General features: G+C 29.8%; 24 protein-coding genes and 1 tRNA gene. 16 read left to right on the top strand and 9 right to left on the bottom strand.

The features are described from left to right. Window positions 1–19: 19 nt before the first annotated feature. Genes N3Z17_RS05560 through N3Z17_RS05550 form a run of 3 tightly spaced genes read right to left on the bottom strand, consistent with a single transcriptional unit; the run spans window position 20 to window position 3,566 of the window. Window positions 20–937, bottom strand: a complete 918-nt coding sequence (locus N3Z17_RS05560; RefSeq protein ID WP_282471731.1) for an LD-carboxypeptidase — start codon at window positions 935–937, stop codon at window positions 20–22. A 35-nt stretch (window positions 938–972) separates the two neighbouring features. Next, window positions 973–2,202, bottom strand: a complete 1,230-nt coding sequence (lysA, locus tag N3Z17_RS05555; protein WP_282471730.1) for a diaminopimelate decarboxylase — start codon at window positions 2,200–2,202, stop codon at window positions 973–975. Next, window positions 2,190–3,566, bottom strand: a complete 1,377-nt coding sequence (locus N3Z17_RS05550) for an aspartate kinase (RefSeq protein WP_282471729.1) — start codon at window positions 3,564–3,566, stop codon at window positions 2,190–2,192. Before N3Z17_RS05550 ends, lysA begins: the two co-directional genes overlap by 13 nt. A 352-nt stretch (window positions 3,567–3,918) precedes the next feature. Between N3Z17_RS05550 and N3Z17_RS05545 the strand changes: the two genes are divergently transcribed. Further along, window positions 3,919–4,007: transfer RNA gene (locus N3Z17_RS05545), tRNA-Leu, on the top strand. A 4-nt stretch (window positions 4,008–4,011) separates the two neighbouring features. On the opposite strand, the gene N3Z17_RS05540 is transcribed toward N3Z17_RS05545, so the two are convergent. Beyond that, a complete protein-coding gene (locus N3Z17_RS05540) occupies window positions 4,012–5,532 on the bottom strand; it encodes a hypothetical protein (RefSeq protein ID WP_282471728.1) in 1,521 nt (506 codons plus the stop codon). Window positions 5,533–5,686: 154 nt separating this feature from the next. On the opposite strand from N3Z17_RS05540, the gene N3Z17_RS05535 reads away from it, so the two are divergent. From N3Z17_RS05535 to nusA, 4 genes are all read left to right on the top strand, one after another. Further along, window positions 5,687–6,193 (top strand): ClpXP protease specificity-enhancing factor SspB, encoded by a 507-nt coding sequence (locus N3Z17_RS05535; RefSeq protein WP_282471727.1) that lies wholly within the window; start codon window positions 5,687–5,689, stop codon window positions 6,191–6,193. Window positions 6,194–6,552: 359 nt separating this feature from the next. After that, the gene (locus N3Z17_RS05530) at window positions 6,553–6,876 is read left to right on the top strand and encodes a hypothetical protein (protein WP_282471726.1); all 324 of its coding nucleotides are present in this window, start codon (window positions 6,553–6,555) and stop codon (window positions 6,874–6,876) included. Window positions 6,877–7,043: 167 nt separating this feature from the next. Then, window positions 7,044–7,532, top strand: coding sequence for a ribosome maturation factor RimP (locus N3Z17_RS05525; protein WP_282471725.1), 489 nt, complete (start codon window positions 7,044–7,046; stop codon window positions 7,530–7,532). 22 nt (window positions 7,533–7,554) lie between these two features. Further along, window positions 7,555–8,895 (top strand): transcription termination factor NusA, encoded by a 1,341-nt coding sequence (gene nusA / locus N3Z17_RS05520; protein ID WP_282471724.1) that lies wholly within the window; start codon window positions 7,555–7,557, stop codon window positions 8,893–8,895. Between the two features lie 289 nt (window positions 8,896–9,184). Here the strand turns inward: nusA and N3Z17_RS05515 are convergent, their stop codons facing one another. Both N3Z17_RS05515 and N3Z17_RS05510 read right to left on the bottom strand, forming a co-directional pair. After that, on the bottom strand, window positions 9,185–9,982 hold the full coding sequence (locus N3Z17_RS05515) for a class II glutamine amidotransferase (protein WP_282471723.1): 798 nt from the start codon (window positions 9,980–9,982) through the stop codon (window positions 9,185–9,187). A 22-nt stretch (window positions 9,983–10,004) separates the two neighbouring features. Next, on the bottom strand, window positions 10,005–10,907 hold the full coding sequence (locus N3Z17_RS05510) for an ATP-grasp domain-containing protein (protein ID WP_282471722.1): 903 nt from the start codon (window positions 10,905–10,907) through the stop codon (window positions 10,005–10,007). 314 nt (window positions 10,908–11,221) lie between these two features. Between N3Z17_RS05510 and N3Z17_RS05505 the strand changes: the two genes are divergently transcribed. From N3Z17_RS05505 to mutL, 10 genes are all read left to right on the top strand, one after another. Further along, complete coding sequence (locus N3Z17_RS05505) at window positions 11,222–12,079, top strand: zinc-binding dehydrogenase (RefSeq protein WP_282471721.1); 858 nt, start codon at window positions 11,222–11,224, stop codon at window positions 12,077–12,079. 128 nt (window positions 12,080–12,207) lie between these two features. Next, entirely contained in the window at window positions 12,208–12,702 is a 495-nt protein-coding gene (locus tag N3Z17_RS05500; RefSeq protein ID WP_282471720.1) for a CarD family transcriptional regulator, read from the top strand. 682 nt (window positions 12,703–13,384) lie between these two features. Beyond that, a complete protein-coding gene (locus N3Z17_RS05495; protein ID WP_282471719.1) occupies window positions 13,385–15,091 on the top strand; it encodes a protein-disulfide reductase DsbD family protein in 1,707 nt (568 codons plus the stop codon). A gap of 151 nt (window positions 15,092–15,242) precedes the next feature. Further along, window positions 15,243–16,625, top strand: a complete 1,383-nt coding sequence (locus tag N3Z17_RS05490) for an MFS transporter (RefSeq protein WP_282471718.1) — start codon at window positions 15,243–15,245, stop codon at window positions 16,623–16,625. A gap of 150 nt (window positions 16,626–16,775) precedes the next feature. Beyond that, the gene (locus N3Z17_RS05485) at window positions 16,776–18,767 is read left to right on the top strand and encodes an MFS transporter (protein WP_282471717.1); all 1,992 of its coding nucleotides are present in this window, start codon (window positions 16,776–16,778) and stop codon (window positions 18,765–18,767) included. Between the two features lie 227 nt (window positions 18,768–18,994). Further along, window positions 18,995–19,192 (top strand): 50S ribosomal protein L35, encoded by a 198-nt coding sequence (rpmI, locus tag N3Z17_RS05480; protein WP_282471716.1) that lies wholly within the window; start codon window positions 18,995–18,997, stop codon window positions 19,190–19,192. A gap of 21 nt (window positions 19,193–19,213) precedes the next feature. Continuing rightward, entirely contained in the window at window positions 19,214–19,594 is a 381-nt protein-coding gene (gene rplT, locus N3Z17_RS05475; protein WP_282471715.1) for a 50S ribosomal protein L20, read from the top strand. 35 nt (window positions 19,595–19,629) lie between these two features. Next, a complete protein-coding gene (gene pheS / locus N3Z17_RS05470) occupies window positions 19,630–20,694 on the top strand; it encodes a phenylalanine--tRNA ligase subunit alpha (protein ID WP_282471714.1) in 1,065 nt (354 codons plus the stop codon). Between the two features lie 5 nt (window positions 20,695–20,699). Next, window positions 20,700–21,281: a glycerol-3-phosphate 1-O-acyltransferase PlsY gene (plsY, locus tag N3Z17_RS05465; RefSeq protein WP_282471713.1), complete on the top strand. Its 582-nt coding sequence runs from the start codon at window positions 20,700–20,702 to the stop codon at window positions 21,279–21,281. A gap of 29 nt (window positions 21,282–21,310) precedes the next feature. Next, on the top strand, window positions 21,311–23,218 hold the full coding sequence (mutL, locus tag N3Z17_RS05460; protein ID WP_282471712.1) for a DNA mismatch repair endonuclease MutL: 1,908 nt from the start codon (window positions 21,311–21,313) through the stop codon (window positions 23,216–23,218). An 18-nt stretch (window positions 23,219–23,236) separates the two neighbouring features. On the opposite strand, the gene N3Z17_RS05455 is transcribed toward mutL, so the two are convergent. Together N3Z17_RS05455 and gatC are read right to left on the bottom strand one after the other, a co-directional pair. Further along, window positions 23,237–23,899 (bottom strand): response regulator transcription factor, encoded by a 663-nt coding sequence (locus N3Z17_RS05455; RefSeq protein ID WP_282471711.1) that lies wholly within the window; start codon window positions 23,897–23,899, stop codon window positions 23,237–23,239. An 8-nt stretch (window positions 23,900–23,907) separates the two neighbouring features. Further along, entirely contained in the window at window positions 23,908–24,195 is a 288-nt protein-coding gene (gene gatC / locus N3Z17_RS05450) for an Asp-tRNA(Asn)/Glu-tRNA(Gln) amidotransferase subunit GatC (protein ID WP_282471710.1), read from the bottom strand. A 41-nt stretch (window positions 24,196–24,236) separates the two neighbouring features. Here gatC and ruvX point away from each other — a divergent pair, with 41 nt between their 5' ends. After that, window positions 24,237–24,686: a Holliday junction resolvase RuvX gene (gene ruvX, locus N3Z17_RS05445; protein ID WP_282471709.1), complete on the top strand. Its 450-nt coding sequence runs from the start codon at window positions 24,237–24,239 to the stop codon at window positions 24,684–24,686. Window positions 24,687–24,870: 184 nt separating this feature from the next. Here the strand turns inward: ruvX and N3Z17_RS05440 are convergent, their stop codons facing one another. Next, window positions 24,871–26,178, bottom strand: coding sequence for a M48 family metalloprotease (locus N3Z17_RS05440; RefSeq protein WP_282471708.1), 1,308 nt, complete (start codon window positions 26,176–26,178; stop codon window positions 24,871–24,873).

Below are 26,178 nucleotides of genomic sequence, written 5' to 3'. Positions count from 1 at the left end.
ATTACTGCCAAAAGCCTCTTCATGAGAGGTTATGCAACAAAGCATACTTTTTATTATAAATAATTGGGAAATTATTTTTTCCATGACCAATTTTGTTTGTTTTGTAAATTGGAATTGTAGGATTTTGATTAGCAAAGTTATTAATTGCAAAATCTGCATATTTATCACTTTTTATAAATTCTCCAAATATTATTGCTTTGACATCCTCTAATTTTAGCGCCGATTTAAGATGATAAAGAATCCTGTCAATTTTATAGCCATCTTCACCAACATCCTCCAAAAATAATATCTTATCTCGAATATTTATTTGCCAATTAGTTCCAATACTAGTTTGAATTAATGCAAGGTTACCACCAGTTAAATTGTGATAACTAAGCTCTTCTTTAAATCTTTTGGCTAGAATATTCAGAGGAGTAATATCACTTAATATACTATCGTTTACAATAGGGTTATTATTTAATATCAAATTAAATATGCTTAAAAAATTATTAGCGTTTTTATTATCTTTAAATAATTCTCCTAAACATGCCCCATGGATTGTTTCCCAACCCCATTTTTGAGATAAAAATAAATGCAAAGCCGTTATGTCGCTATATCCAATAAATTTTTTTTCAATTCTAGGTTTTGTTTGCTTATCTAGGAATTGAATTAATTTTGATGAGCCATAACCTCCATTTATACACCATAAAATTAAATTTTCTTCGTCTGAATATAAAGCTTTATTTAGTGCTTCTAATCTTTTTTCGTCAGTATTTGAATGAAATGGATGACAATCTTTGTTTAATAATGGATCAGAATACCATAAATTAATTCCTGAAATTGCTCTAATCGCTTCATACTCACAATATGGATATGAGGCTGGAGAAATTGGAAATATTTTATATTTAGAGTTTAATTCTTTCCATAATGGGTGTATACAAATCTTATCTATAAGCATTATACTTATTACTTATTACTTATTACTTAGCATACTTACACATTTTTAAACCCCATGGAAGACATGGTTTTTTCAAAATTCATTCTTTCTCTTGTAATTGTAAACTCATTGCCATTAATTGAAACTTCCGAGGCGTATGGTCTTAAATTATATAAACTACTCATTGATGAACAGTATGCACCTGCTGTAAGTATTGCTACTATATCACCTTCTTTGGGGCTTGATAACTCAATATTTTCATTTATTACATCAGTTGATTCACATATATTACCAACAATCTTAACAACTTCTTTTGCTTCATCTAGCTTAGATATATTGATAATATGATGGTACGATGAGTATAAAGCAGGTCTTATGATGTGGTTGAAACCTGTATTTACTCCGACTATTTTTTGTTTATTATGATCTCTTATATTGGTAATTTTCGTAAGTAAAAATGTGGATTCAGCAACTAAGTATTTCCCAGGTTCAAATATAATTTTAATATTATTAGCTGCTAATGACTGATATTTTTCATAATGCTCATCAATCACTGATGCAAATTGAGTTAAATCAACTTCTTTGTCTTCTGGCTTATATCTCACTCCAAAACCACCTCCCAAATCTATAAATTTTAAACCTTCCATTTGATTTGCTAATTTAAACATAAAATCAACCATTGGTGTAAAATTTTTAGTATCGTATAAACCTGAGCCCAGGTGGCAATGCAATCCAATTAATTTTAAATCATTATCTTTAATTATCTTTAGTGCTTCATGAATTTGAGTGTGATATATACCAAATTTTGAATCTTTGCCCCCTGTTATGATTTTTTTGAATTCACCGTCACCAAACCCTGGATTAATCCTTATTGATATTTCAGTACCGTGAAATCTTTTTGCAAAAGAGTTTAATTCTGAAATTGATCCCAAATTAACTATAACCCCAGAATTTTTTGCTTGCTCTAGTTCATCTGCATCGCAATTATTTCCAGTAAATAAAATTTGATTATTATCAAATCCTAGTTTTTTTGCTAAATTTATTTCAAATGGTGATATAGTCTCAATTCCGTTAATACCTGCCTCTTTTAGTATGTTAATTATTGCAGGGTTAAAATTAGCTTTTATGGCGTAGAATAATAAACAATTTTTGTTAAATGCACGTTGGATATTAGCAACTTTTTGTTTTAAAATCTCTATATCAGTCACAAACACAGGCGTGCCTACTTCTTTAACTATTCTTAATAATAATTTGAGATTATTTTTAAAAAAATCTACTGACTGCATTCTTCCTCTTTCAAAAATTTCTTATGTAGTGCCCTTAATATTATATTAGCCTTATTTTGATCAATTAATATAGTTATGTTATTACCAGATGCACTAACACTTATTGTATATATTCTAGTGTCAAGTTCCATACATAATGTAAAAACACCAGCTAGGAGCTTTTTATCAGATGTAATTTCATTCCCAATAAAGCATAACTTTGTAATATTGTTTTTTACTTTTACAGAGGCAAAGCTTTCTAAAATTTTTAATAATTTCTTAGAATAATCTTCTGTTTTTATTGAAATAGTAAAAGAAATTTCAGATGTGGCGCATACATCAATTGGTATGTTATGTTCAGCAACAATGGATGTAACTTTTTTTACGAAACCAACTCCATTGATAATGCTGGTATTTTCGAGCGTTATAATAGTATTGCCTGGGCTTGTAACTATGCCCTTTGCATGTGGGGCATTTTTTGTTATTTTTGTACCTTTAAATGCATTGTCAAAGGTATTGTAGACATATACAGGTATATTTTTTTCAACAGCAAGTGCAATGGTGTCAGGATGCACTACTTTTGCCCCACTATAAGCCATTTCAGACATTACATTCATATCCAAACTTGGCCACGAAAACGCATCTTCTACGATACGTGGATCAGCTGTCATTATACCATTCACATCTGTCCATATTTCAACTTCGTTTGCATTTAATACCATTGCCAATATTGAAGCAGTATAGTCACTTCCTCCTCTACCTAATAATGTAATATTACCATGAGTATCCTTGCCTATGAATCCTGTAACAACTGGAACTATTTTTTTTAAAAAAATTGGCCTCAATATTTTTTTTGAAGATAAGCTAGTCGCCTGAAAATTAACTTTTGCCTTGAGATAATTATTATCAGTTTTTATAATTCGCTCTGACTCAATTCTTTGTGATGCAATGCCAATTTTTTCCAGTGCTAAGAGCATGAGCAGAGATGATAGTTTTTCTCCAAATGCACAGATTCTTGCTTCGGTTTTGTCGGTTAAATCTCCAACTAGACTAGTGCCATAGCTAATGGCTTCAAGTTTATTTATTATTGGTTCAAATTCCTGAGCCCATAAATTTTCAGCTTCTTCATCATTTGATGTTAAATTTTTGAGGATTTGTTTATGAATATTAGATATTTCAATAACTTTTGATTTAACCAATCTTGGTTTAGTTTTTCTTGCAAGCTTAATTATTTCAATCAGTTTATCGGTTATACCTCCAACTGCTGATACAGTGACGACTACTAAGGATTTATTAATTTTTTCCTTAACGATTTTTGCGCATTCTTGGATTGATTCAGCGCTTCCCATTGATGTGCCACCAAATTTGATAGATTTTAAATTCATGAAAATTTGAATTAAATTTTAAATTAGTACTTATATATAAGATTAAAATATAGTTCAAGGATTTTTATTTGAGTAAATAATATAATTCTGTTTATTGCTCATATTACCATATTTTATTTATTAATATATAATTACCAAATTTATATATATGAAAGATATTTTTATTAAATAAAATATTCTAAATGAATATTTAAGATATGAATTTTAAACAGGTTATATGTAATGAAATTTGAGTATAAGGGCAGGGGGCGAAAAAATAAAATCGTTCTTTAGTCTGGTATATACCGAATTTGCACAATATAAAGAAATAAGTTGAATATTTAATTTATTTTTCGTAGCATACCTCAATGCTGCGGTCGTGGTGGAATTGGTAGACACGCAACGTTGAGGTCGTTGTTCTCAGTTTTGAGATTGAAAGTTCGAGTCTTTTCGACCGCACCACCAATTAATGCCCAGATGGGCCAAACCCGTGAAAAACTTCGGTTTCATTCATAAATTGTATACCAAATAAAATAGCAACTACTGCAAATGTAGCGTAGCAGTATACATTATTACAAGGATTGAATTCATCAATTGTTGCATCTTTTGCTTCATTTTCTACTTCATGTAGTTGCGTTTGTGTGGATTGATACATTTCAGAAAGATTAGTATTAAGACTACTTTCGACAGTATGTCCTTTTGTTTTTACATATTCCTCCATATCATTTATGTCATCAAATGTTGATGAGTTCATTTTAACATGTTTAGTAATTTCATCAATCTGTTGCTCAGATAAATTGGTATATCCATAATATTTATTATATGCTTTATTATATACTTTATTAGCTTTACTCATCATTTTTGAATATACTCCTTCATCCTTAACCTGTTCTTTTTGCATTAATTCTAATATTTTTTTACCTTCTTCAAATTTACCAATATTTTCCTCTAGGCTTTCTTTAGATGTTGATCTATCAATTGCTTCTAAAATTATAGCTTTAGTGTCCTCACTCATTTGATAATCCTTAACTATTTGCTTAACACTTTCTATGTATTTTTCTGTTTCCAAAACAAGGTCAATTATCAATTTTTCTGTTGTAGGAGAAATATTATACCCAAGCTTACTTTCGTAAATTTTAAAGTATGTTTGAATTTTTAATCTGTTTACATCACCATCAGAGATTTGTTGAGCAAATTCATCTAAAAGTTCTGTTATATTGGTCTTGGTTTTTAAGCCTCCTTCTTCTATTTTGTCAAATTTTTCACTAACGTCCTTAATAATTTCAGTTGTATTTTGTAAATTATTTAAAAGTTGATTTTCTTCCGAGTCAGGATTGTTAATAGCTGAAAGATCTAAGAGAGGAATATCTATAAAACTTTTATCCCCGTTATCTTGCTCGTCATTTTCTCCAAATGTGATAACAGTTTGATTTACTTCTTCCGCTGCTATGCTAGACAAAATTTTGTTTTTAATTGCATCAATTCCAATACGTATTTGATCGTTTTTTGATATGTTATCCTTATTTATAGATTTCACTTCTTCAAAATAACTATGAAACCTTACCTTTAACTTATCTAAATCTATTGTTTCTTCAGTATATCTCTTTAAATATTCTTTTAGCTTTTTAGTAATGTTTCCAAATTTATTTTTAGGAAAACCAATATCTCCTAATTCTTTTTTTATCTCCTTTGAATCAAAATAATTATTTAGCTTTTCATCTAAAGTTTTTTTATTATCAGTTTTATTATTTGAAGTGTTACCGCATAGATTAGCAAAAATACTCTCTTCTTTATTAGGAATTCTTTCGGTATCTATTATTTTTTCTACTTGATCTTGAGTATTTTGATCTTTTGGACTTGTCTTTTGACTATGGGTATTGGAATTTTCCTCTTCAGTTAATTTGTTTTTTTTATTAGAATCGTTATTCTTATCTGTTTTTTTGACCTTATCCTGAGTCTTTTTCACATTATTTGTATTATTTTCCATATTTACCTCTTATAACAAATTATATACTAAAATAGTATAATCAATTTAAAGTTGTGTAAATAAAAAATTTTAGAGTTATTGCAACTAAATTGTTTATAAAATAAGTTTAAGTGGTAGAATAAGTGCAAATTTTGCAAAATATATATACATTCGTATGTCAGATAAAAAGAAATCATCGATAGATTATAGCTATTTAATCAATGAATCAATGTACTATATAATTAAAAGGGCTTTAAAAGAGGTAGAGCAAAATGGCTTGCAAGGTGATAATCACTTTTATATAAATTTTATAACTGGGCATGAAGGAGTTAGGATTCCTAAATTTTTACAAAATCAGTATCCTGAAGAAATGACCATAGTAATTCAATATAATTTTAAAAATTTGCATGTGTTTGATGATTATTTTGAGATTAGTTTAAGTTTTAGTGGCAAATATTACGATCTTGCTGTGCCGTTTAAATCCATCTCTGCATTTGCTGATCCATCAGAATCATTTGAACTTGAATTTAGACAAGAAATCGGTGACATAGTGGAAGATAGCATGCGAAATGCTAAGAGTGATAAATTATATTTAATAGATGATGAAAATAAGGTTGCTTCACGCAGGCCAAATAATGTCATATCACTTGAGGATTTCGTAAGATCCAAAAACCCTATTTGAGGTAAAGTTAAGTTTTGGCTAAGATTGATATTTAACCTTATCTTGATTTAGTAATTGCAGCTTCAGTAAGCACCTTAGTACTGCCGGTGCGTAAAAAATGAGGGTATGCTTTTTATAGTAGGCTTATTCTCACTTCTAGCAAGAATGATATGGTATTATTTTAATGCATGGCTCAATGATAAGCGCCAGCTGTGCATATATAATTTATAGCTGTAAATCCTTATTTTAATATATGTTCATAAATAATTTTAAAATATTTTAGTAATGTACTTGCACAAAATCAACAGCAATGTATATTATTATGATTAAGACTTATTGATATATGATAAGTAAATAACTATATATTAAGGGAATAAAATATGAGTACTTTCCATAACATACATAATAATTGCGCAGTTGAAATTAATGATACACAATCATTTTTGAATAAGGAGATATATGCATACAGAAGTATCTGGAGAGCTGTTATTACACAGGCGTTAATGGATGCTTCTAGCAATTCCAAAAAAATATTTGCAAAAAAACAGAAAGTAGTTGCTTTAAAATGGTTATTAGATGAAAAAAATAATGATGAGTTTAAGGCAGTATGCCATTTGGCCGACTTAGATTATGAAAAAATCCTAAAACAAGTGAAGATGGCTTTAAAAAGGGGATGTAGGTGGAGAAATAATAAGATTGCATAAATGATTTTTTACAACTCAACAAAATAAATTACGAGCTTTGATTTTGTTTAGTGCGTTATTTTCAAGGTATAGTAGAGTATACAATTTATAAAAAAACAAATTACCCTCTTGACTTTTTATTTCGTGAATTTATTATGTGAGTATTCTTATTAACTCCAATAAATTTAATGGTAAGCGTTTACAATACTCAAAGAGAGAAAGAACTTGCGTTTCTGCTTTCAAATGAAATTGACAAAGATGGCTATGAGATTATAAGAATTAGAGCTTATAAGGACAAAACTGGCAAGAAATGTCAAATAATGATAGATACAATTGATGATACTCAAGTGAAGATTTCAGATTGTGAAAATGTTAACAAAGTTTTAATTGAACTTTTAAGTAATAATGATCTAGGGTTAGAAGACCACTCTATAGAAGTTAGTTCACCAGGAATTGATAGACCTTTAACGAGGCTAAAGGATTTTAATAAAAATAAGGGTAGGTTGATAAAAGTATATACTTTATTTAAGGTATTTAATAGGAAGAGTTTTAAAGGATATTTAAAAGAAATTAATGCAGATTCTATATCAATAATGCCTATTGATAATAATGAAATTGTAGATATAAGGTTTGATTCAATATCAGAAGCTTATTTGCAATATGAACATAATAAATAATTAATTTTTGGTACTAATAATAATGAGAAATAGAAATTTTGGTGGAAACGAAATACTTCATGTTGCTGATGCAGTAGCTAGAGATAAGGGTATATCTAAAGATTCCATTATAGAAGCGCTAGAAGATGCGATAGCGATGGCTGCAAAGAGAAAATATGGTGCCAATATAAATGTAAAAGCTACAATTAATAGAAATTTAGGTAATATAGAGTTATACAGAGAAATATTAGTGGTAAAAGACAATTTTAAAGGTGTTAATGATATTAGCAGTGAAATTGTTAAGACGATTGAATTATCAGAGGCAAGAAAAGATAATCCAGATTTAAACGAGGGAGATATAATTAAAGAAATATTACCTCCATTAGAGATTGGAAGATTAAATGCTATTTCAGCAAAGCAAGTCATTATAAGTAAAGTAAAAGAGTTAGAAAGGGATAAAATTTTCGAAGAATATAAAGATAGAATTGGGGAAATAATTAATGGTATAGTGGAAAAGATTGAAGCAAACGGATACATAATTAAGCTGGGTAATGTTGAGGCTATATTGAAAAAAGATCAAGTTCTAAAGACAGATTATTATAAATTAGGAGATAGAATTAGAGCCTACCTTACAAAATTAGATAAAGAAACTAATGGACCTCCATTAATTCTATCTAGAACTCATAAAGATTTTGTAGCGCAATTGTTTAAGCAAGAAGTTCCAGAAATATACGATAGGATAATAGAAATAAAAAATATTGCAAGAGATCCTGGTTCAAGAACTAAAATATCAGTTTACTCATCGGATTCCTCTATTGATCCTATTGGCTCATGTGTTGGGATGCGAGGAATTAGGGTTCAATCAATTATTAAGGAATTGAAAGGGGAAAAAATTGATATTGTGAAATGGAGTGAAGACCCGGCTACATATGTAGTTAATTCACTAGGCTCTATTAGAGTTTCTAAAGTTGTAATTGACGAAGATCAAAATAGGATAGAAGTAGTTGTTCCAGAAGAGGATCAAAGCCAAGCCATTGGTAGAAGAGGGCAGAATGTAAAATTGATATCTGAGTTAGTTGGGTGGAGAATTAACATAACCACTGAGGAATTAGAATCAAGTAAAAGGCAAGAAGAATTCGGCAGAATTACTAAATTGTTTATGGAAGTACTAAATCTTGAAGAAATTCTTGCGCAGCTATTAGCCTCAGAAGGTTTTAGTAGTATAGAAAATCTGGCAGATGCAGACATGATGGCCATTGCTTCAGTTGAAGGATTAGATGAGGAAATAGCAAAAGAGTTGATTTCAAGAGCAAAAGAACACCTAAGTAATAATCAAGAAATTGAGCAAAATGCCGATAAAAAAGATAGCAATAAAAAAGAATAGTGTGTCCTTTTTATAACTTTGTTGCGGCTTTGCTTTGTTGCATACAATGTCATTCGGCTGAGCTGAAATTAGTTCAATATGGTATACAATATCTTTTATGTAGCTTGAAGTGAGAGGTTGTATTTACATTGGTATCAATGTAAATGATAAACCCAACACAGCTAAAATCCAAAGGGAGAATTTTCAAAAAGCTAAATCTATTTGGAATGAATATATGTAAGTTATAGTTGTTGCTTAAAATTTAATGGTCAGGGTTATTTTATATAAATTTCTTATAAAAAAAACTTTATCAAAAAGATTTTACTTGAATTTTTAAAGGTATTTCGCCAGCTGTTAAGTAAGAATTTTGTGGTAATAAATTCCAATCAGTAGATTCAATATTAAAAAGCATTTCTGATGCTATGATAATTGAGCAATTATCATAGTTGATATTATAATAAAGTGGGATTGCTTCGTTGTTCTTTGAAGCAAATCTTGTTGCTATAATGTTGTTACCATCTGTGATGATAATATTAAGTTTTGAAAAATGCTCTTCATCTTCTTGGTGTTGATTTTCAATAACCCAACTAAATGCTTTCAAAATTGATTGCTCTAAACTTTGTTCTGCATCATTTAATAAAAAATGCATAATTAGGAAAAATAAATGTTCAGAATCTGTTTGGGCTTTGATTCGATAAAATAATTTTTCATCAAGTACATTAAGCAAAGGGCGTCGTATTTTTTCAAAATGCTTAATGGTACCATTGTGAATAAAAGAATATTTTAGATGTGAAAATGGATGACAATTATTGATTGTCACATCTCCAACTGTAGAAGCTCTAACATGACCTAAAAAACAATTTGATGAAATTTTATTACATATGTGTTTTAGATTGCCATCATTCCACGCAGGTTGAGTTGATTTAAAAATACCAGGTGTGTCGTCTATGTCCTGATTATACCACGATATTCCAAAGCCATCAGCATTTATGCCTTTTTTACCCAATTTAGTTTCAAGGCTTTGTTTTATCAATGAATTTTCTGGTTTTTCCACTAATTCACTTAGCAAAATGTTTGTTTTACCTCTATATCCAATAAGTCTACACATAATTTATAATCTATATAATTTACTATTTCATACCAATCCTAACTAAAACATAATCTAAAATATCATCGGCAATTTTCTTTCCAACAACATTTTCTAATCCATGAAATTGTGGGGATGAATTTGCCTCACAAATTAAATATTTTCCATCTTCTCCAAATAGTAAGTCTACTCCAGCAACATCGAGATTTAATAATCTTGATGCCTCAGTTGCTATCCACTCAGCTTCAGAAGTTAATTTATAAGGTTGCACATCTGCACCTTTTGAAAAATTTGCTTTAAAGCCTGATTTTGCAATACGTTGCATACAGCCAACTACTTTGCCGCCAATAACAAATACTCTTAAATCTCTTCCATAGCTAGTCTCAATAAATTCTTGAATTATAATGTTCGCATTTGCATTATTGGTGTAGATAAGCTCCATAACATCTGAAAATTTTTCTTCAGATTCACATAAATATACTCCTTTGCCTTGAGTTCCAGTAACATTTTTTATAATTAATGGGATGCCAATTTCTCTTTTTACAACTGATATGTCCACTGGAAATTTTGCAAGCATTGTTTTTGGTGTTGCCAATTTGCTATAAGCTAAAATTTGGTGCATTAATAACTTATCTTTTACATTTTTTATTGCATTTGCAGAATTACAAGAATAGACCCCCAAATGTTCTAATTGCCTAATTACTGATAAAGCATAAAAACTTGTTGCAGAACCAATTCTTGGTAAAATAAAATCCGGTAGAAGAGTGGGTTGATCATCAACTAAAATGCTATTTCTATCACTTTGCGTTACAACTAACTCAAATTGCTCTGGAGTAAGAATCGACAAACCAATATTTTTTGATCTAGCGCTTTCCAATAGCCTTAAAACACTATAGTCAGTAATTTCACTTTCTTTCTTGTGGTAGATAATTAGTCCTTTAGGCATAAATTTAAATAAAATTAGACATTACTCAGGTATAATTTTTAATCTGTTTTGTCAATTCATTTTAAAATACTGTGTAATGGAGTGTTTAACAAATATAATTTTAAAATACAAAAAAACATCCTAAATTTAAGTCAGAACAAAGAAATAGCCATTATAATAAATGTTTTAATTAGTACTAAATTAGGGTTGTTTGATTATTATGGTTTAATAATCTTAATGCTTATTGAATATTTGTTTAGAGAGTTTAGAAAATATAGCTTGATTTGAATTTTTAAGTTAATTACTTTGAATCAAGTCATTCTATAAATTTTATTGTGTTAGTAAAAATCAAAGTACATGCAATTGGCGTTAACAGAGCAGATGTACTTCAATTAGAAGGTAAGTATCATGCACCAGATGGAAATAAAATTCCTGGTCTTGAGGTTTCAGGTGTTAGAATTGATACTGGTGAGAGGGTATTTGCCTTATTGAGTTCTGGTGGTTACAGTAGGGAGGTTGAAGTGGATGAAAGGCTGGTGTATAAGATACCAGAGGGTGTCGAATATATTGATGCTGCAGCAATTCCAGAGGCGATGGCTACTGCATGGTTAAATTTATATAAGTTAGGTGATATTCAAAATTGTTCTAATGTTTTAATTCATGGTGGTGCGAGTGGCATTTGCTCTATGATGGTACAATTTGCATTAATTGAGGGAAAAAGAACTTTTACAACTTCTAATAATATTAAAAAATTAAAATATTTAGAAAATATTAAAAACTGTGTAACGCTCACTTTTGAACAATTTAAAGATGATATAGATAAAAACCATTTTAAAATGGATTTAATAATAGACATCTTAGGTGGAAAGTATTTGGAACAAAATTTAAGTATATTGGGTAAATATGGAAAGCTTATTCTATTTGCTGTAATGGATGGTAAAATATCAAAAATAAATATTGCCAGGATTTTGATGAAAAATCTGAGCATCATTGGCTCTACTTTGCGCAATAAAGTTGTTGAGGAAAAAGCATTGCTGTTTGAGGGGGCTTGTGAAAATTTGCTTCCGTATATTGTAAATGGAGCGGTAAGGCCAATAATTAGTAGAGTATATAAGCTTAGTGAATTCGAGAAAGCACATCAATTATTAAAATCTGGCAATAACATTGGTAAAATAGTATTGATAGCCGATTAAAGGACAATCACATATTTAACGCACTACTAAAAGTAGTAAAAATTTAAAAAAAATAACGAAAAATTTTACTTAGTGAATTAAAAGTGTTATGCTACCACCTATTAAAACTAATAGGTTAGCTAATTATTATGTCTAAACAATATGGTTTTCAAGTCGGGGATTCTGTAGTATACCCTACTCATGGAGTTGGTAAAATATCTGCTGAGGAAAATGATACTTACGGTGGTATTGAAGTAAAAGTTTATGTTATTACTTTCGAGAGTAATGATATGACTTTAAGGATACCAAAATCAAGAGTGGATAAAGCTGGTCTTAGACCACTTTGCTCAAGTGAATTTCTAGATAAAGCTTTGGATGTTCTTTCAGGAAAGAGGATTAAGCTTCACAAGGGTATGTGGAGTAAGAGAGTCCAACAGTATGAAAGTAAAATAAATTCAGGTGATGTAATTGCAATTGCAGAGGTAATTAAAGAGTTGCATAGCAATATTGAAAAATCAGAAAGATCCTACAGTGAAAAAATTATTTACAATGATGCGCTTGAGAGGCTTGCTGGTGAATATGCTGCTACTTGCAAGGTTCAAATGAATGAAGCTATCAATAAAATAAATTCTAAGCTAAATTAGGACTTCGTTTTTTTCGAAGATTTGGCAAATAGTAATAAGGATGTGGCTTTTTGCATTATACTTCAAAGATAATGAAGTTTGATTAAAAAAAGTTGGGCAGCATTTGGATGTGATTTAGGCTTTATTAAAAGGTATTTGATTGCAAATATTTTCCAGCTCTACCAGAATTTCTAAATTGTCCATTGTAGCAATATTTAGTGTATTCTGTAGCCTTTTTTACCAATTATAGGTTAATTTGATGAGTTTTTTTTAAACTTTTTAATGCTATTAATGATTTTTTTTCATAGCAAAAATACTTAAAGTGATAATTGCTAAAACCATCACTCATTATAAACTAGTCAATTAGTTAAATTATTTATTAAAATTGGAATATAAATTTTAATTGGTCAATAATTTTTAGATTATATTACTGATTACTAGAAAAAAAAGATTGTAATATGTAAATTTTTACTATTGAATAATGTAAAAGGATTATAACAAATATTGGGAATAAAAATGACTAATAACATAGAGGGGTGTATAATCCTTTTACAATCCTTATCATACAAGCAAACAAGGTCATAACAATTCAGTTACTCGCGCAGTATAGCAAACAATTTTTTAAAAGTCTTTAAGAATTTTATATTTTTTTTTAAAAAAGTGTTATATATTTCTGAATCCAGTACTTATGTGGTTATGTTTCATGTATAAAAAAGTAATATTTGCCACACTCTTTTTTCTACTGATACAAAATTTAAATGCCTCAGAATCTAATATATTAGACATAGATATCCAAAATATTCAATATAAAAATAATGTATTAGAGTTTGATATGATGATAAATATAGATAGAGATTGGAAGCTTTACAGTAATCAAAAATCTGATTTTGGCATCCCACTTAACATAAAAATTCTGAAAAATAACGTAATAATAAATAACGATATCACATATCCACCTTCAAATAAGGAGGTAAAAATTTTAAGTGGGGAAAAATATGTAAGTAATATCTTCTCAAATAATGTTTTATTAAAAATAAAATTAAATTCAATTAGTAAGTACGATTTAAAAAAACTTTATTTAGAATTAAAATATTCTGCATGCAATAAAAAGTGCATTTACGATACTAAGATCGTTTGGCTTTGGGAGTATTTTGCAACTAAGTTGGATGAACATGATAAAAAGCCACATATAGTAGAAATTTTATTCTATATATTAATTTCATTGGCGGGAGGATTTATTTTAAATTTTATGCCATGTGTACTTTCTATTTTGAGCCTGAAAATTTTAAGTTTTATTAAAACAAAAAATTCTTCTTACGCAGCGTTAAGATATAGCATTTTTTACTCAATATTAGGTATAATTAGCTTTTTTATATTATTGGCTATTGTGACAATTATTTTTAAGGCAATTGGTATCAATATTGGTTGGGGAATGCATTTTCAAAGCCCAGTTTTTATAATGTTATTAATTATAATATTGCTAATAATGGCTAGTAATCTATGGGGTGATTTTGAATTCATTTTACCTTCACGATTTGCTTCTTATATGCTTAACATGAACATAAATAGTAAAGCATTGAGTAGTTATTTTAATGGATTCCTTATTGCTACTTTATCAACATCATGTACAGCTCCATTTTTATCCACCGCTATTGCATATTCAATGACTCAAAATAACATGTATATTTTGCTGTATTATTTTTTCATTGGTCTTGGAATGTCTATTCCATATATATTAATTTTTGTTAACCAAGATTTGTTAAAATGGATCCCTAAACCAGGTAGTTGGACTATTAAATTAAAAAAATTCTTTGCAATAATTTTTGTTATTAATGTTGTTTGGCTTCTATTTACTTTAAGTAATCAGGTGGAATTAAGTTCGATACTAATATTTATTGGGTTTATTGTGATATTCAAAAAAATTTTAATGCTTACATATGGTTATTTTAACAACTACAGCAATAGATATTATGCTACTTTTTTACTTTTTGTTCTTCTTTTGTTTTCAATAAACTTAGTTATACAATATGATTCTACTGTCAAAAAAGAAGATATACTAATTGATAGTAAGTATAGGGATTTTGAGCAACAATTGATTGAAAAGGAAATTGAAAAGAATAATTTGGTATTTGTTGAGGTTACTGCAGACTGGTGCGCTACTTGCAAATTAAATAGGATGTTAGTTTTAGATCACAAAACTATTTATAAAATTTTTGAAAAAAATAATGTGAAACTTTTTAGGGCAGATTATACATTGAGGAGCAATATGATTTATAATTTTTTAAAAAAAAATGAAAGATATGGAATTCCACTATACATTATGTATGGACCAAATAATAAGGAAGGCTTGATCTTAAGCGAAATATTAACTTTTAATAAAATTGCTCAGGCTATAGAAGAGGTCAAGTGATAGTTATGATGCATAGTATATTTTACCAAATTTTAAAAAAATTGTTATTTTTTTTGACACTAAATATTTTATTTAAAGTAGAAAAAGCTTGAATTAATAAAAAATAACTAATAGCTTTTGAATCACAAATTTGTGATTTGAAAATACAATCATGGCTATAAAACTTACAAGAGTGCAAAAAGAGGCGATTTTCTTACTTTCAATAGGTACATTATTAGAATACTTTGATTTAATGCTATATGTGCATTTATCAACGATACTAAACGACTTATTCTTTCCGAAAACAGACCCAATTATGGCTAAATTACTTGCTGTCACTGCTTTTTGCATGACATTTATGCTTAGACCAGTAGGAGGCTATATTATAGGCAGAATTGGAGATACAATTGGAAGGAAACATACAGTATTAATCACAACATTTTTGATGGCAGGGTCTTGCTTAACTATAGCAATATTTCCAACATATGCAGAGGTTGGAATATGGGCAACAATCGCGATTCTTTTATGCAGGATGTTGCAAGGGTTTTCAACCTTAGGAGAGATAGTAGGGGCATCTATTTATTTAGCCGAAACCTTAAAATCACCAAATAGATATGTTGCAGGTGGAATTATAGACACGACATGTACTATGGGAGGTTTTTTAGCTTTAGGAGTAGCATCACTTGTACTTAATTCAGGCTTCAGTTGGAGATATGCTTTTTTTATAGGAGCTGGGATTGCAGTGATAGGTTTGGTGGCAAGAACAAGACTAAGAGAAACACCAGAGTTTGTAAGTTATCAAACTAGGATGAAGTTACAGAGGCAGCTAGTTAGCGCTAATTTGTTTTGTGAAAAAATTGATAAAAAAGCTCTTGCAGGATTATTTTTAACTGTGTTGATTGTACCGTGTGCATTTTATATAGCATACATATACCTAGGAGACTTTATGAAAGATAATCTAGGAATGACAGCTGAGGATGTTACAAATCATAATTTTAAATTTTCTATTTATGCAGTTTTGGGCTCTGCTTTGATGGCCTATCTATGCTACAAATTTCACCCCGTCAAAATAGTGGGTATAAGTTGTTTTGTCGGTGTCATTGCAACTATATATGCACCTTACTGTCTTAATAATGTGAACTTAGATGGAGGGGAAAAAATGATATATTTTTTACAATGCATAATATATATGCCAACATTAAACGCCATAATTACTGAGATTACTTGGTTTAAATATTTCTCAATTTCTAAAAGATTTACAGTAGTTGCAACGACATTTGGTATTGCCAGCGCTTTAGGGTACTCATTACCAGCATATGGACTAATACCACTTACTGCATGGTTTGGCTATTATGGAATCTGGGTATTATACGCACCAATCATCATTGGCTTTATCTGGGCATTGAATTATTTGATGAAGCTAGAGAAAGCAAGCGGTACTTACGATAGTTATCCGGATGAACCAAGGACTAAAGACACTGTCGTAGAAGAAGGAAATTTTAATTATGAACTAGACAAGGAATATGATGCTCAGGCTATAGAAGAGGTCAAGTGATAGTTATGATGTATAGTATATTTTACCGAATTTTAAAAAATTGTTATTTTTTTGACACCAAATATTTTATTTAAAGTAGAAAAAGCTTGAATTAATAAAAAGTAACTAATAACCTTGAAACCATAAATTTGTTATTGGGAAAATACAATCATGGCTATAAAACTTACAAGAGCGCAAAAAGAGGCTATTTTTCTGCTTTCGATAGGTACATTATTAGAATATTTCGATTTAATGCTATATATACACTTATCAACACTATTAAACGACTTATTCTTTCCAAAAACAGATCCAATGATCGCAAAGCTACTGGGGGCAACTGCCTTTTGCATGACATTTATCTTAGGGCCAGTCGGAGGTTATGTTATAGGAAGAATTGGGGATGCCATAGGCAGGAAACATACAGTATTAATCACAACATTTTTGATGGCAGGATCTTGCTTGACTATGGCAATGTTTCCAACTTATGCAGAAATTGGAATCTGGGCAACAGTCGTGATACTTTTATGCAGAATATTGCAAGGGTTTTCATCCTCAGGTGAGTTGATTGGAGCAAGTATTTATTTAGCTGAAACCTTAAAATCACCCTATAAGTATGTAGCGGGTGGAGTAATAGACACAGCGTCAAGAGCTGGAGGTTTTTTTGCTTTAGGTGTAGCTACACTTGTGCTTAATTTCGATTTCAGTTGGAGAATAGCATTTTTAATTGGTGCAGGTGTTGCAATAATTGGAATATTAGCAAGAAAGAATCTAAGAGAGACACGTGAGTTTGTTAATTATAAATTTAGAATGGATGTTCAAAAAAAATTGGATAAGAACTATGTAATATATGAGGAATTGGATAAAAAAGCCTTATTGGGACTATTTTTTAACATAATAATAACTCCTGTTTGCTTTTACTGCACTTATATTTATCTTGGTGATTTCATGAAAAGTGAGCTAGGCATGACGTCTAAGGAGGTAATAAATCATAATTTTATAGTTTCTATATATTCAGTTTTGGGCTCAGCTTTGATGGCATGTCTATGTTATAAATTCCACCCAATTAAAATAATCAAGGCAAGCGTTATTGCAGGTACATGCATATTACTGTGTGCACCATTTTATTTGCAGAAAGTTGTTTCAATACATGGAGAAATAGCGGTATATATTCTACAATGCGCTATTTATATCCCAGCTTTGTCAAACCTTATTAACATAGTTGGGTGGATGAAGCATTTTCCTGTTTCTAGGAGGTTTACAACTATGGCAACGACATTTGGTGTTGCCCTTGCTTTAGGATTTGCAACCTCATCATACGGACTAATTCCACTTACAGTATGGTTTGGGTATTACGGAATCTGGGTACTATTCACACCAGTAATCATTGGCTTTATATGGGGATTGAATTATTTGAAGAAGCTAGAGAAGGCAAGCGGTGCTTACGATAGCTATCCAGATGAACCAAGGACTAAAGACACCGCATTAAAAGAAGGGGATTTCAAATATGAGCTAGATGGCGAATATGAACAATTTAGCAGTAAATGCGAATATAGTACAGAATTGCTGAATAAACTGGAGGCGCTAAGTAAAGAGCAAGATATAAAGCTAAACATGAAGGTGATAGAAAAGGCAATCACCTTTACTAAAAAGTGGCATTCTGGACAGATGCGAAAAACAGGGGAGCATCCATTTTATTGGCATCCTCTTAGAGTTGCTGAAATGGTAGCTACACATTATTGCAAAACGGATGTGATAGTAGCATCATTGCTCCATGATACAATTGAAGATTCAGAATGCACAATGGAGATTATAGAAAAAGAGTTTAACCATAGGATAGCAGAAATAGTGGATAGACTAACCAATAAAAGGTTTGAGGATGGAGTGTGGATTAAATTAACACTGGAGCAAACCTTAGAAAAACTAAGTAATCTAGGAGATAAGGAGGCGATGTTCATTAAACAAATGGACAGATATCATAATTTGGAGACTATAGAGGGATTAAGTTCAGAAAAACAAATGAAGATGGCAGAAGAAACGAATAATCACTTTATCAAATGGATTGCAGTAATAGGAGATAAATTAGGCATCATAGAAAAGGTGGGTCTTGAAAATAAGATGCATGAACTAGATGAGAAGATTTTAAAAGATAATAAGAAAAAGTAAAATATCGTAACGCCACCTACTATTATCTTATTACGCTAAAAGTTATTAGTTATTAGCTATTTGTTACAATTGTTTGTTTTTTAACTATACGATATTAAAATTTGTAATAGAGTTGGTTATTAATTATTGATATTTTCTCATTTTTAGGGTAATACTACACATTATTAGTATCAAGGGCTATATACGGCATGCCTTTGAAGCAAAAAAATATTTATATCGGAGATAAAATGCCAAAAATGAAGACAAAGTCAAGTGCTAAGAAGCGCTTTAAATTCACTGCGAGTGGTAAGGTTATTGCCACACAAGCTAATAAACAGCATAACATGAGGAAGCGCAGTAAGCGTCAAATCAGAAATCAACGAGGTACAACTATTCTGCCTAAAATGGAGGCAAGAAGAATACCTCAATATATGCCATATGCTTAATTAATTTAGTGGAGATAAAGAATGTCAAGAGTAAAACGCGGAGTCACAGCAAGGGCTCGTCATAAAAAAATAATAAAATTAGCTAAGGGCTATAGAGGCAGAGCAAAAAACTGTTTTAGAGTTGCAATAGAAAAAGTTGAAAAAGGTTTGCAATATGCTTATAGGGATAGAAGAAATAAAAAAAGGGACTTTAGAGCATTGTGGATTCAAAGGATAAATGCTGCTGTAAGAGAACAAAATTTAGTATATTCACAATTTATAAAGGGAATTAAACTTGTCGGAATTGAACTTAACAGAAAGATGCTTTCAGAGCTTGCTATCCATAACGCAGAAGCATTTACTGCAATATTAGATAAGGTTAAAAAAGCCCTAGAAGAAGATACAAAAAAGATAGCTAAGTGATTTATCTTTAAAAACCTTTTTTGGCATCTAAAAGTATGTTAGACACTCTGGATTTTGTATATCAGGAATTTAAGGACTTGGTTAAGGAAATCAAGGATGAAAAACATTTAGATGAAATTAGAGTCAAGTTTTTGGGAAAGAATGGTTTGATGACAAATGAAGCCAAAAAAATTGCTACTATACTGCCTGAGTATAAAAAAGAATTTGGTGCCAGAGTTAATCAAATAAAAATTGAGATTCAAAGTAATATTCAAGAGATTAAGGAAAATCTTGAGGAAGCAATTCTTGATGAAAAGCTGAAAAAGGAATCGATAGATGTTACATTACCTGGAAGGAGCTTTGGAAGAGGAAAAATACATCCAATTTCACATACCATTAATTTGATTAAAGACATATTTTATTCAATGGGATTTGAACATGTTGATGGCCATGATATAGAAAATGAATGGAATAATTTTACAGCACTTAATATCCCTGAGAATCATCCAGCGAGACAAATGCATGACACTTTTTATATTGAAAATTCCTCAAATAATGTTGGTGAATTGGATAATGAAAAAAAGCTAAGTTTATTAAGAACTCATACATCTACTGTTCAGATTAGACATATGCTAAAAAATAAACCTCCATTAAAGATATTTTCTATTGGTAAGGTGTATAGGTCTGACCACGATGCAACTCATACACCGATGTTTCATCAATTAGAATGTTTAGTTGTAGATGAAAAATCAAACGTTATAGATTTGAGAGGATGTTTAGAAACATTTTTAAAGCTATTTTTTAACTCAGAGCAAATTCCCATGAGATTTAGAACTAGTTATTTCCCCTTTACAGAGCCTTCATTTGAAGTTGATATTAAATGCGATAGAAGTAAAAAAGAGGAAATAAGAATAGGTGTAGGCAATGATTGGTTAGAGATTCTTGGATGTGGTATGGTCAATAAAAAAGTGCTTGAAAATGTTAATATCGACTCAACAAAGTATCAAGGATTTGCATTTGGTGTAGGCATTGAAAGATTAGCAATGTTAAAATACAACATTTCAGATCTAAGAAGTTTCTTTGATGGTGATATAAGGTGGCTTAATCATTATAGCTTTTAATCATTATGCAAATTCATTTTTTCTTATTATTAATATCTTATTTACTTGGTAGTATTCCATCTGGGTTGATATTAAGTAAAATACTTAATAAAGGAGACATAAGAAAATTTGGCTCAGGAAACATAGGAGCAACTAATGCACTGAGAGTAGGTGGGAGATTGCTGGGAGCATTAACATTGATATTTGATTTACTAAAAGGCTTAGTTACAGTTATTATGGCAATGGTTTTTGAGCAAAAATTTATAGCAGTTTATGGTTTTGTATGTATACTTGGACACATTTTTCCTGTCTGGTTAAAATTTAAAGGAGGGAAGGGAGTGGCAACAGTATTAGGAGTCATTCTAGGTCTAAATCCATTAGTTGGTTTGATAATGGCTATAATTTGGATCATAACTTTTATATGCTTTAAAATTTCATCGGTTGCTTCTTTAACCTCTTTATTTTTAGCAACTCTCGCTCTTATTATAACTAATACAAATTATGGTAACTCTATCTTTCTTATACTTACTTTAATGTTGATTGTTTATAAACATAAAGATAACATCATTAGACTATATCGTGGAGAGGAAAGTAAAATTTCTCTTTAGAAGCCACATTCAAGTTCAGAGTTTTAATCATGCCCATACGTATCTTAAGTACTAATACGATTAATAAAATAGCAGCAGGAGAGGTTGTTGATAGACCATTGTCGGTTGTAAAAGAGTTGGTGGAAAATTCAATTGATGCAGGAGCAACAGAAATAGAAATTGAGATTAGTAGGGGAGGAAGGAATTTTATTGCTGTTACAGATAATGGCAAAGGAATCAAAAAAGATGAAATTGAATTGGCGTTAGAGAGGCATGCTACATCTAAACTTAATGAAGAAGATATAAGCAATATCCAATACTTAGGCTTTAGAGGTGAGGCTTTGCCATCAATTGCTGCTGTTAGCAAATTAAGAATTATGAGTAAATATCATGAATATGATGATGCCTGGGAAATTGAAGTAACGGGTGGAGAAAAATCCAGTTTAAAACCAATTGCCAAAAATATTGGCACAACCATACAAGTAAAGGATTTGTTTTTTTCTACACCTACAAGGCTAAAATTCTTAAAATCAGAGGCTAGTGAAACAAGTGCATCCATTGAATTGGTGAATAAATTGGCATTATCAAAAGAAAATATCAGTTTCAAGCTTATCTCAAATGAAAAAGTAATTATTGATACTAAAGCTCAAGATGAATCAATTCTTGATTCATCTCAAAGAGTAGAAGATATTTTAGGTAAGAGATTCATTGATAACTCCATAAAGTTTTTCCTAGAAGAGGAGGAAATTAAAATTTATGGATATGCATCAATTCCAACCTATAATTCTGCAACTTCTTTGAATCAACATTTTTTTATTAACAAAAGATTTGTTAGAGATAAGGTTTTATCGATTGCAGTAAAAGCTGCGTATAGAAATCTAATACCACATAATAGATTTCCGCAAATAGTCTTATATTTGGATATTGATCCAAAATTAGTTGATGTTAATGTGCATCCAACTAAAGCTGAGGTCAGATTTAGAGATTCGCAAAAAATCAAAGGTGTTATTATAAGTGCTATAAGAGCTGCAATTTCAGAAGCTGAGTTAATGAGTAATAATGAATTAGCAAATGATGCTGTTAGGCTTTTTAAACCTCAAGGTATACCTTACACAAAGCATAGGCAGGAGTATAATAAAGTTTTGGATAAATTATTCATAAGGAATGAAAATCTAACCAGACAGCAGGGGCTTAAAAATTTAATAAATAATCATGAAGATATAATAGGCAATAGTGCAAATTCAAACTTCTCTGAATATGACAATACTCATAAAGAGATATCAGATAAAAAAGTTGAAGAAAGATATTTAAGTAACTTTGTTAAAAATGAAATAGAGCAAAAAAGTATTGCTCAAAATTATAGTACTACAAATCAAGAGTATCCATTGGGTTTTGCAAAATGCCAAATAGATAAAACCTACATAGTAGCAGAAAAAAGTGGCAGCTTAATTCTTGTAGATCAGCACGCTGCACATGAGAGGTTAACCTTGGAGAAAATTAAGGAGCAACTAAAAAATGGTAAGGTTGAAAGCCAGATTTTACTTATACCCGAAATAATAGAATTGGGAAAGGTGTTAACTGAAGAGATAATGCAAAAAAAAGATAACCTAAGAATATTTGGTTTAATAATTGAGAGAAATGGAATTTCGCAAATTTTAGTCAGGCAAATTCCTGTGGTATTTCAAAATCTAGATATAAGTAATTTTGTAAAAAGTATTGCTGAAAATAGTTATTTATTTGATGATATAGAGTTAATTAATGAAAAAATTGATGAAATTTGGGGCAATATTGCTTGTCATTCAAGTATAAGAGCTGGTAGAACCCTAAATTTGGAAGAGATGAATGCGCTCTTAAGGCAAATTGAGCAAACCTCATTTTCAGAGCAATGCAATCATGGTAGACCAACATTCATAAAGCTCGAGATGAAAGACATAAGAAAAATATTTGAAAGATTGTAATTAATTCCAGTAAGTTATTTATCCCCACAATACATATCCATGATTTCTTACGGTTTGTAAGAATATAGGAGATTTATGGTCTTTTTCTATCTTGCTTCTAAGCCTGGTAATTTGTGTATCTATAGTCCTGATATTGATATCATTTAATTGTTTTGCTATCTCTTCTCTAGATATTATTATTCCCAGGTTTTTAGCAAAAATATTTAATAAATCACGTTGGCTAGTAGTTAGAGGGATGGGAACATTGTTATGTAGAAGAGTTTTTCTTTCCAAATCAAATTGAAAATCTCCAAATTTTATTTTTTTTTCAGTCAATGAATCTTTTTTAAACCTTGAAATTAATTTTTCAATCCTTATTAACAATTCTTTTGGTTCAAATGGTTTGGCAATATAATCTTCAGCTCCATTTTCTAAGCCATTTATTCGGTCATCTACATCACCTAAAGCAGTTAACATTATAACCGGTTGCTTTAAAGTTTTGCGTTTTAAAAACTCTAAACCTGTTTCCTTAGGCATTAATACATCTAAAATCACTAAATCAAATTGAAAGAGCTCAAACAATTCCTCTGCAATAGCAGTGTTTGAGGCGAGGCTAACTATGTAATCATTTTTATTTAGGTATTTTGCGAGAAGTTGTCTAATTTCATCATCATCGTCAATAACTAAAATATGATATTGCATATTTGATACTACTCAATCATCTTTGGAACTACATAAAATCCATATTTACTTTTTGGCACATTTTTTAATATGTCTTTTTTAGTATTTTTCTTTATAGATACATCTTTTCTCAATCTTAAATTATCATCGATAACATTATATAATGGCTCAATGTTATCAGTATTAACGTATTTTAGCTTGTCAAATAACTCTATTATTTTCGATAGGTCTTTCATATAGGATGATAATTCATCTTCACTGCAAGCAATGCTTGATAGTTCGGTTATTCTTTTTACTTCAGATTTGCTTATATCCATTGTATCATTACGTTCAATTACAATTATTATCTTTTTACTATATGATATTTGAAAGTAAAGGTGAATTTTTAAATGAATTAAATAAGCTAAATAAATTTAAAGTTTTAGGAATCGATTTTGGTTTTAAAAAATCAGGCCTAGCAATATATAACAGTGAGGTTAATGTTGTAACACCTTTAATAATTTTTAATAATATAACTAGCGAATTTGATAAATTAATTAAATTGTTAAGTGAAAATCGTGTTAATGCCGTTATTGTGGGATATCCATTACATTTGGACGGTAATGAAACAGTGCAGACTGACGAAATTAAAAAATTTGCTGGTATGCTTGTGAGTAAAGTGAATATACCAATTATTTTGAGCGATGAAAGGTTCACTACATCACTCGCAAATACATTACTCAAGGAAGCAAAGTTAAAAAGAAAGGTAAGAAATAAAATGGACGATATGGTGTCAGCATCTATACTTTTAGAAAATTTTTTCTATTGAATTTATACAAAACCAAAATCTTAACTTGAGGGGTAAAACCCCACAAATCAAGAACTTCCTAATAGATAATCTCTCCTTATCTAACTCTATTATACTGATCAAATGTTACAATTATGTTACAAAACAAAATATTTTTTATTTATTAGTAAGATTTATTAATTCATTTTGATAACTATATCTTGCGTTATTCCTTTAGTTCATTTAGTTTTTTCTCAATAAAAGCTAATTCATTTTTTTGTTCAGTAGTTTTTTGATATTTTTTTGCTCTTACTAAAAAAAGTTTTCCAAGCTTCTTATCATTTCTTAATATTGCATCCTCTATATAGCACTTATTTGCTTCAAAATAATTTTGATTAATATAATATGCATTACCTAATTTTTTCCATATTTCAGGTATATGTTTGAAGTGAAATACCAATTCCTTTAGCATTGAAATTACACGCATCATATCTTTTTTTAATAAAATGAGATTATTGGATAACTCATATTTTGCAACATACAGTCCTGGATTTATTTTTATTGACCTTTCATAATAACTAGTTGACTCTTCAATTTTTCCAAATTCAAATAAATATTGTGCCTTAGTTAAATAAAAATATTCATAATTAGGCTCTTTTTCTATTAATTTATCAATCAAAGTAATTGATTTTAGATAATTTTTTTGACTACCATATGCGAAGGATTGAGCGTATAAACAATAATCTTTATTACAGTTATAAATATCTAATGTTTCTTTTGGAGAGTGAGTTAAGGCAAACAATTTTGCCTTAATCAAGTTAAATCTGTTTTGTAATTGTTTACTTGGGTATCTAGTATTATTTTTAATTATGTTATCATTAGCACTTGATTCAATGGATTTTATTCTTTCTCTGCTAAGTGGATGAGTTAAACGATATGAGTTTGTAAAATTAAATATACGTTCCTTATTTTCTAATTTCTTAAAAAAACTTACCATCCCTTCTTTTTTTATGCCTAAATCCTGCAAATATTTTAAAGCTAACCTATCTGCAGCATATTCGTTATGTCTACTATGTTTTAGAATTTCTAAGTTTGCTCTATCAACTCCACTTAAAACACCTATTGTAGCAATTCCTGGTTCATTTGTAGCAAGGCCAATTGCAAGCCCCATGATTGTTGAAAATATTGCTTTTTTCTTACTTAAATTTATTTCTTCTTTAAATTTTAATATGTGACTTTGTTTAATATGAGCAGTTTCGTGCGCTATTACACCGATCAATCCATCTAAATCATCTGAATTACAGATCAAACCAGTGTATAAATATACGTTACTTCCATCACTCACAAAAGCATTTATAACGTTGGATAATATTATTTGAATTTTGATATTTCTATCATCTAAATTTGCTACTTTAAAAATTGGAGTCGACAAATTATGAAAATAATTATTAACCTCATCGTCATATAATATCTGTTCTGCATAGCTCTGAAAAACTAAAAACAGTTGAAAAATAAAAAAATAAATTAGTTTCAT

It is taken from the genome of Candidatus Bandiella numerosa, assembly GCF_029981845.1.
Classification (GTDB): Bacteria; Pseudomonadota; Alphaproteobacteria; order Rickettsiales; family Midichloriaceae; genus Aquirickettsia; species Aquirickettsia numerosa.
Note: the sequence above shows the minus strand (reverse complement) of the source record. Positions and strands in the feature narration are given on the sequence as shown.

Coding starts and splice junctions, on each gene's coding strand:
- N3Z17_RS05560 (WP_282471731.1), bottom strand. CDS start 937: ATGCTTATAGATAAGATTTGTATACACCCATTATGGAAAGAATTAAAC.
- lysA (WP_282471730.1), bottom strand. CDS start 2,202: ATGCAGTCAGTAGATTTTTTTAAAAATAATCTCAAATTATTATTAAGA.
- N3Z17_RS05550 (WP_282471729.1), bottom strand. CDS start 3,566: ATGAATTTAAAATCTATCAAATTTGGTGGCACATCAATGGGAAGCGCT.
- N3Z17_RS05540 (WP_282471728.1), bottom strand. CDS start 5,532: ATGGAAAATAATACAAATAATGTGAAAAAGACTCAGGATAAGGTCAAA.
- N3Z17_RS05535 (WP_282471727.1), top strand. CDS start 5,687: ATGTCAGATAAAAAGAAATCATCGATAGATTATAGCTATTTAATCAAT.
- N3Z17_RS05530 (WP_282471726.1), top strand. CDS start 6,553: ATGAGTACTTTCCATAACATACATAATAATTGCGCAGTTGAAATTAAT.
- N3Z17_RS05525 (WP_282471725.1), top strand. CDS start 7,044: ATGGTAAGCGTTTACAATACTCAAAGAGAGAAAGAACTTGCGTTTCTG.
- nusA (WP_282471724.1), top strand. CDS start 7,555: ATGAGAAATAGAAATTTTGGTGGAAACGAAATACTTCATGTTGCTGAT.
- N3Z17_RS05515 (WP_282471723.1), bottom strand. CDS start 9,982: ATGTGTAGACTTATTGGATATAGAGGTAAAACAAACATTTTGCTAAGT.
- N3Z17_RS05510 (WP_282471722.1), bottom strand. CDS start 10,907: ATGCCTAAAGGACTAATTATCTACCACAAGAAAGAAAGTGAAATTACT.
- N3Z17_RS05500 (WP_282471720.1), top strand. CDS start 12,208: ATGTCTAAACAATATGGTTTTCAAGTCGGGGATTCTGTAGTATACCCT.
- N3Z17_RS05495 (WP_282471719.1), top strand. CDS start 13,385: ATGTATAAAAAAGTAATATTTGCCACACTCTTTTTTCTACTGATACAA.
- N3Z17_RS05490 (WP_282471718.1), top strand. CDS start 15,243: ATGGCTATAAAACTTACAAGAGTGCAAAAAGAGGCGATTTTCTTACTT.
- N3Z17_RS05485 (WP_282471717.1), top strand. CDS start 16,776: ATGGCTATAAAACTTACAAGAGCGCAAAAAGAGGCTATTTTTCTGCTT.
- rpmI (WP_282471716.1), top strand. CDS start 18,995: ATGCCAAAAATGAAGACAAAGTCAAGTGCTAAGAAGCGCTTTAAATTC.
- rplT (WP_282471715.1), top strand. CDS start 19,214: ATGTCAAGAGTAAAACGCGGAGTCACAGCAAGGGCTCGTCATAAAAAA.
- pheS (WP_282471714.1), top strand. CDS start 19,630: ATGTTAGACACTCTGGATTTTGTATATCAGGAATTTAAGGACTTGGTT.
- plsY (WP_282471713.1), top strand. CDS start 20,700: ATGCAAATTCATTTTTTCTTATTATTAATATCTTATTTACTTGGTAGT.
- mutL (WP_282471712.1), top strand. CDS start 21,311: ATGCCCATACGTATCTTAAGTACTAATACGATTAATAAAATAGCAGCA.
- N3Z17_RS05455 (WP_282471711.1), bottom strand. CDS start 23,899: ATGCAATATCATATTTTAGTTATTGACGATGATGATGAAATTAGACAA.
- gatC (WP_282471710.1), bottom strand. CDS start 24,195: ATGGATATAAGCAAATCTGAAGTAAAAAGAATAACCGAACTATCAAGC.
- ruvX (WP_282471709.1), top strand. CDS start 24,237: ATGATATTTGAAAGTAAAGGTGAATTTTTAAATGAATTAAATAAGCTA.
- N3Z17_RS05440 (WP_282471708.1), bottom strand. CDS start 26,178: ATGAAACTAATTTATTTTTTTATTTTTCAACTGTTTTTAGTTTTTCAG.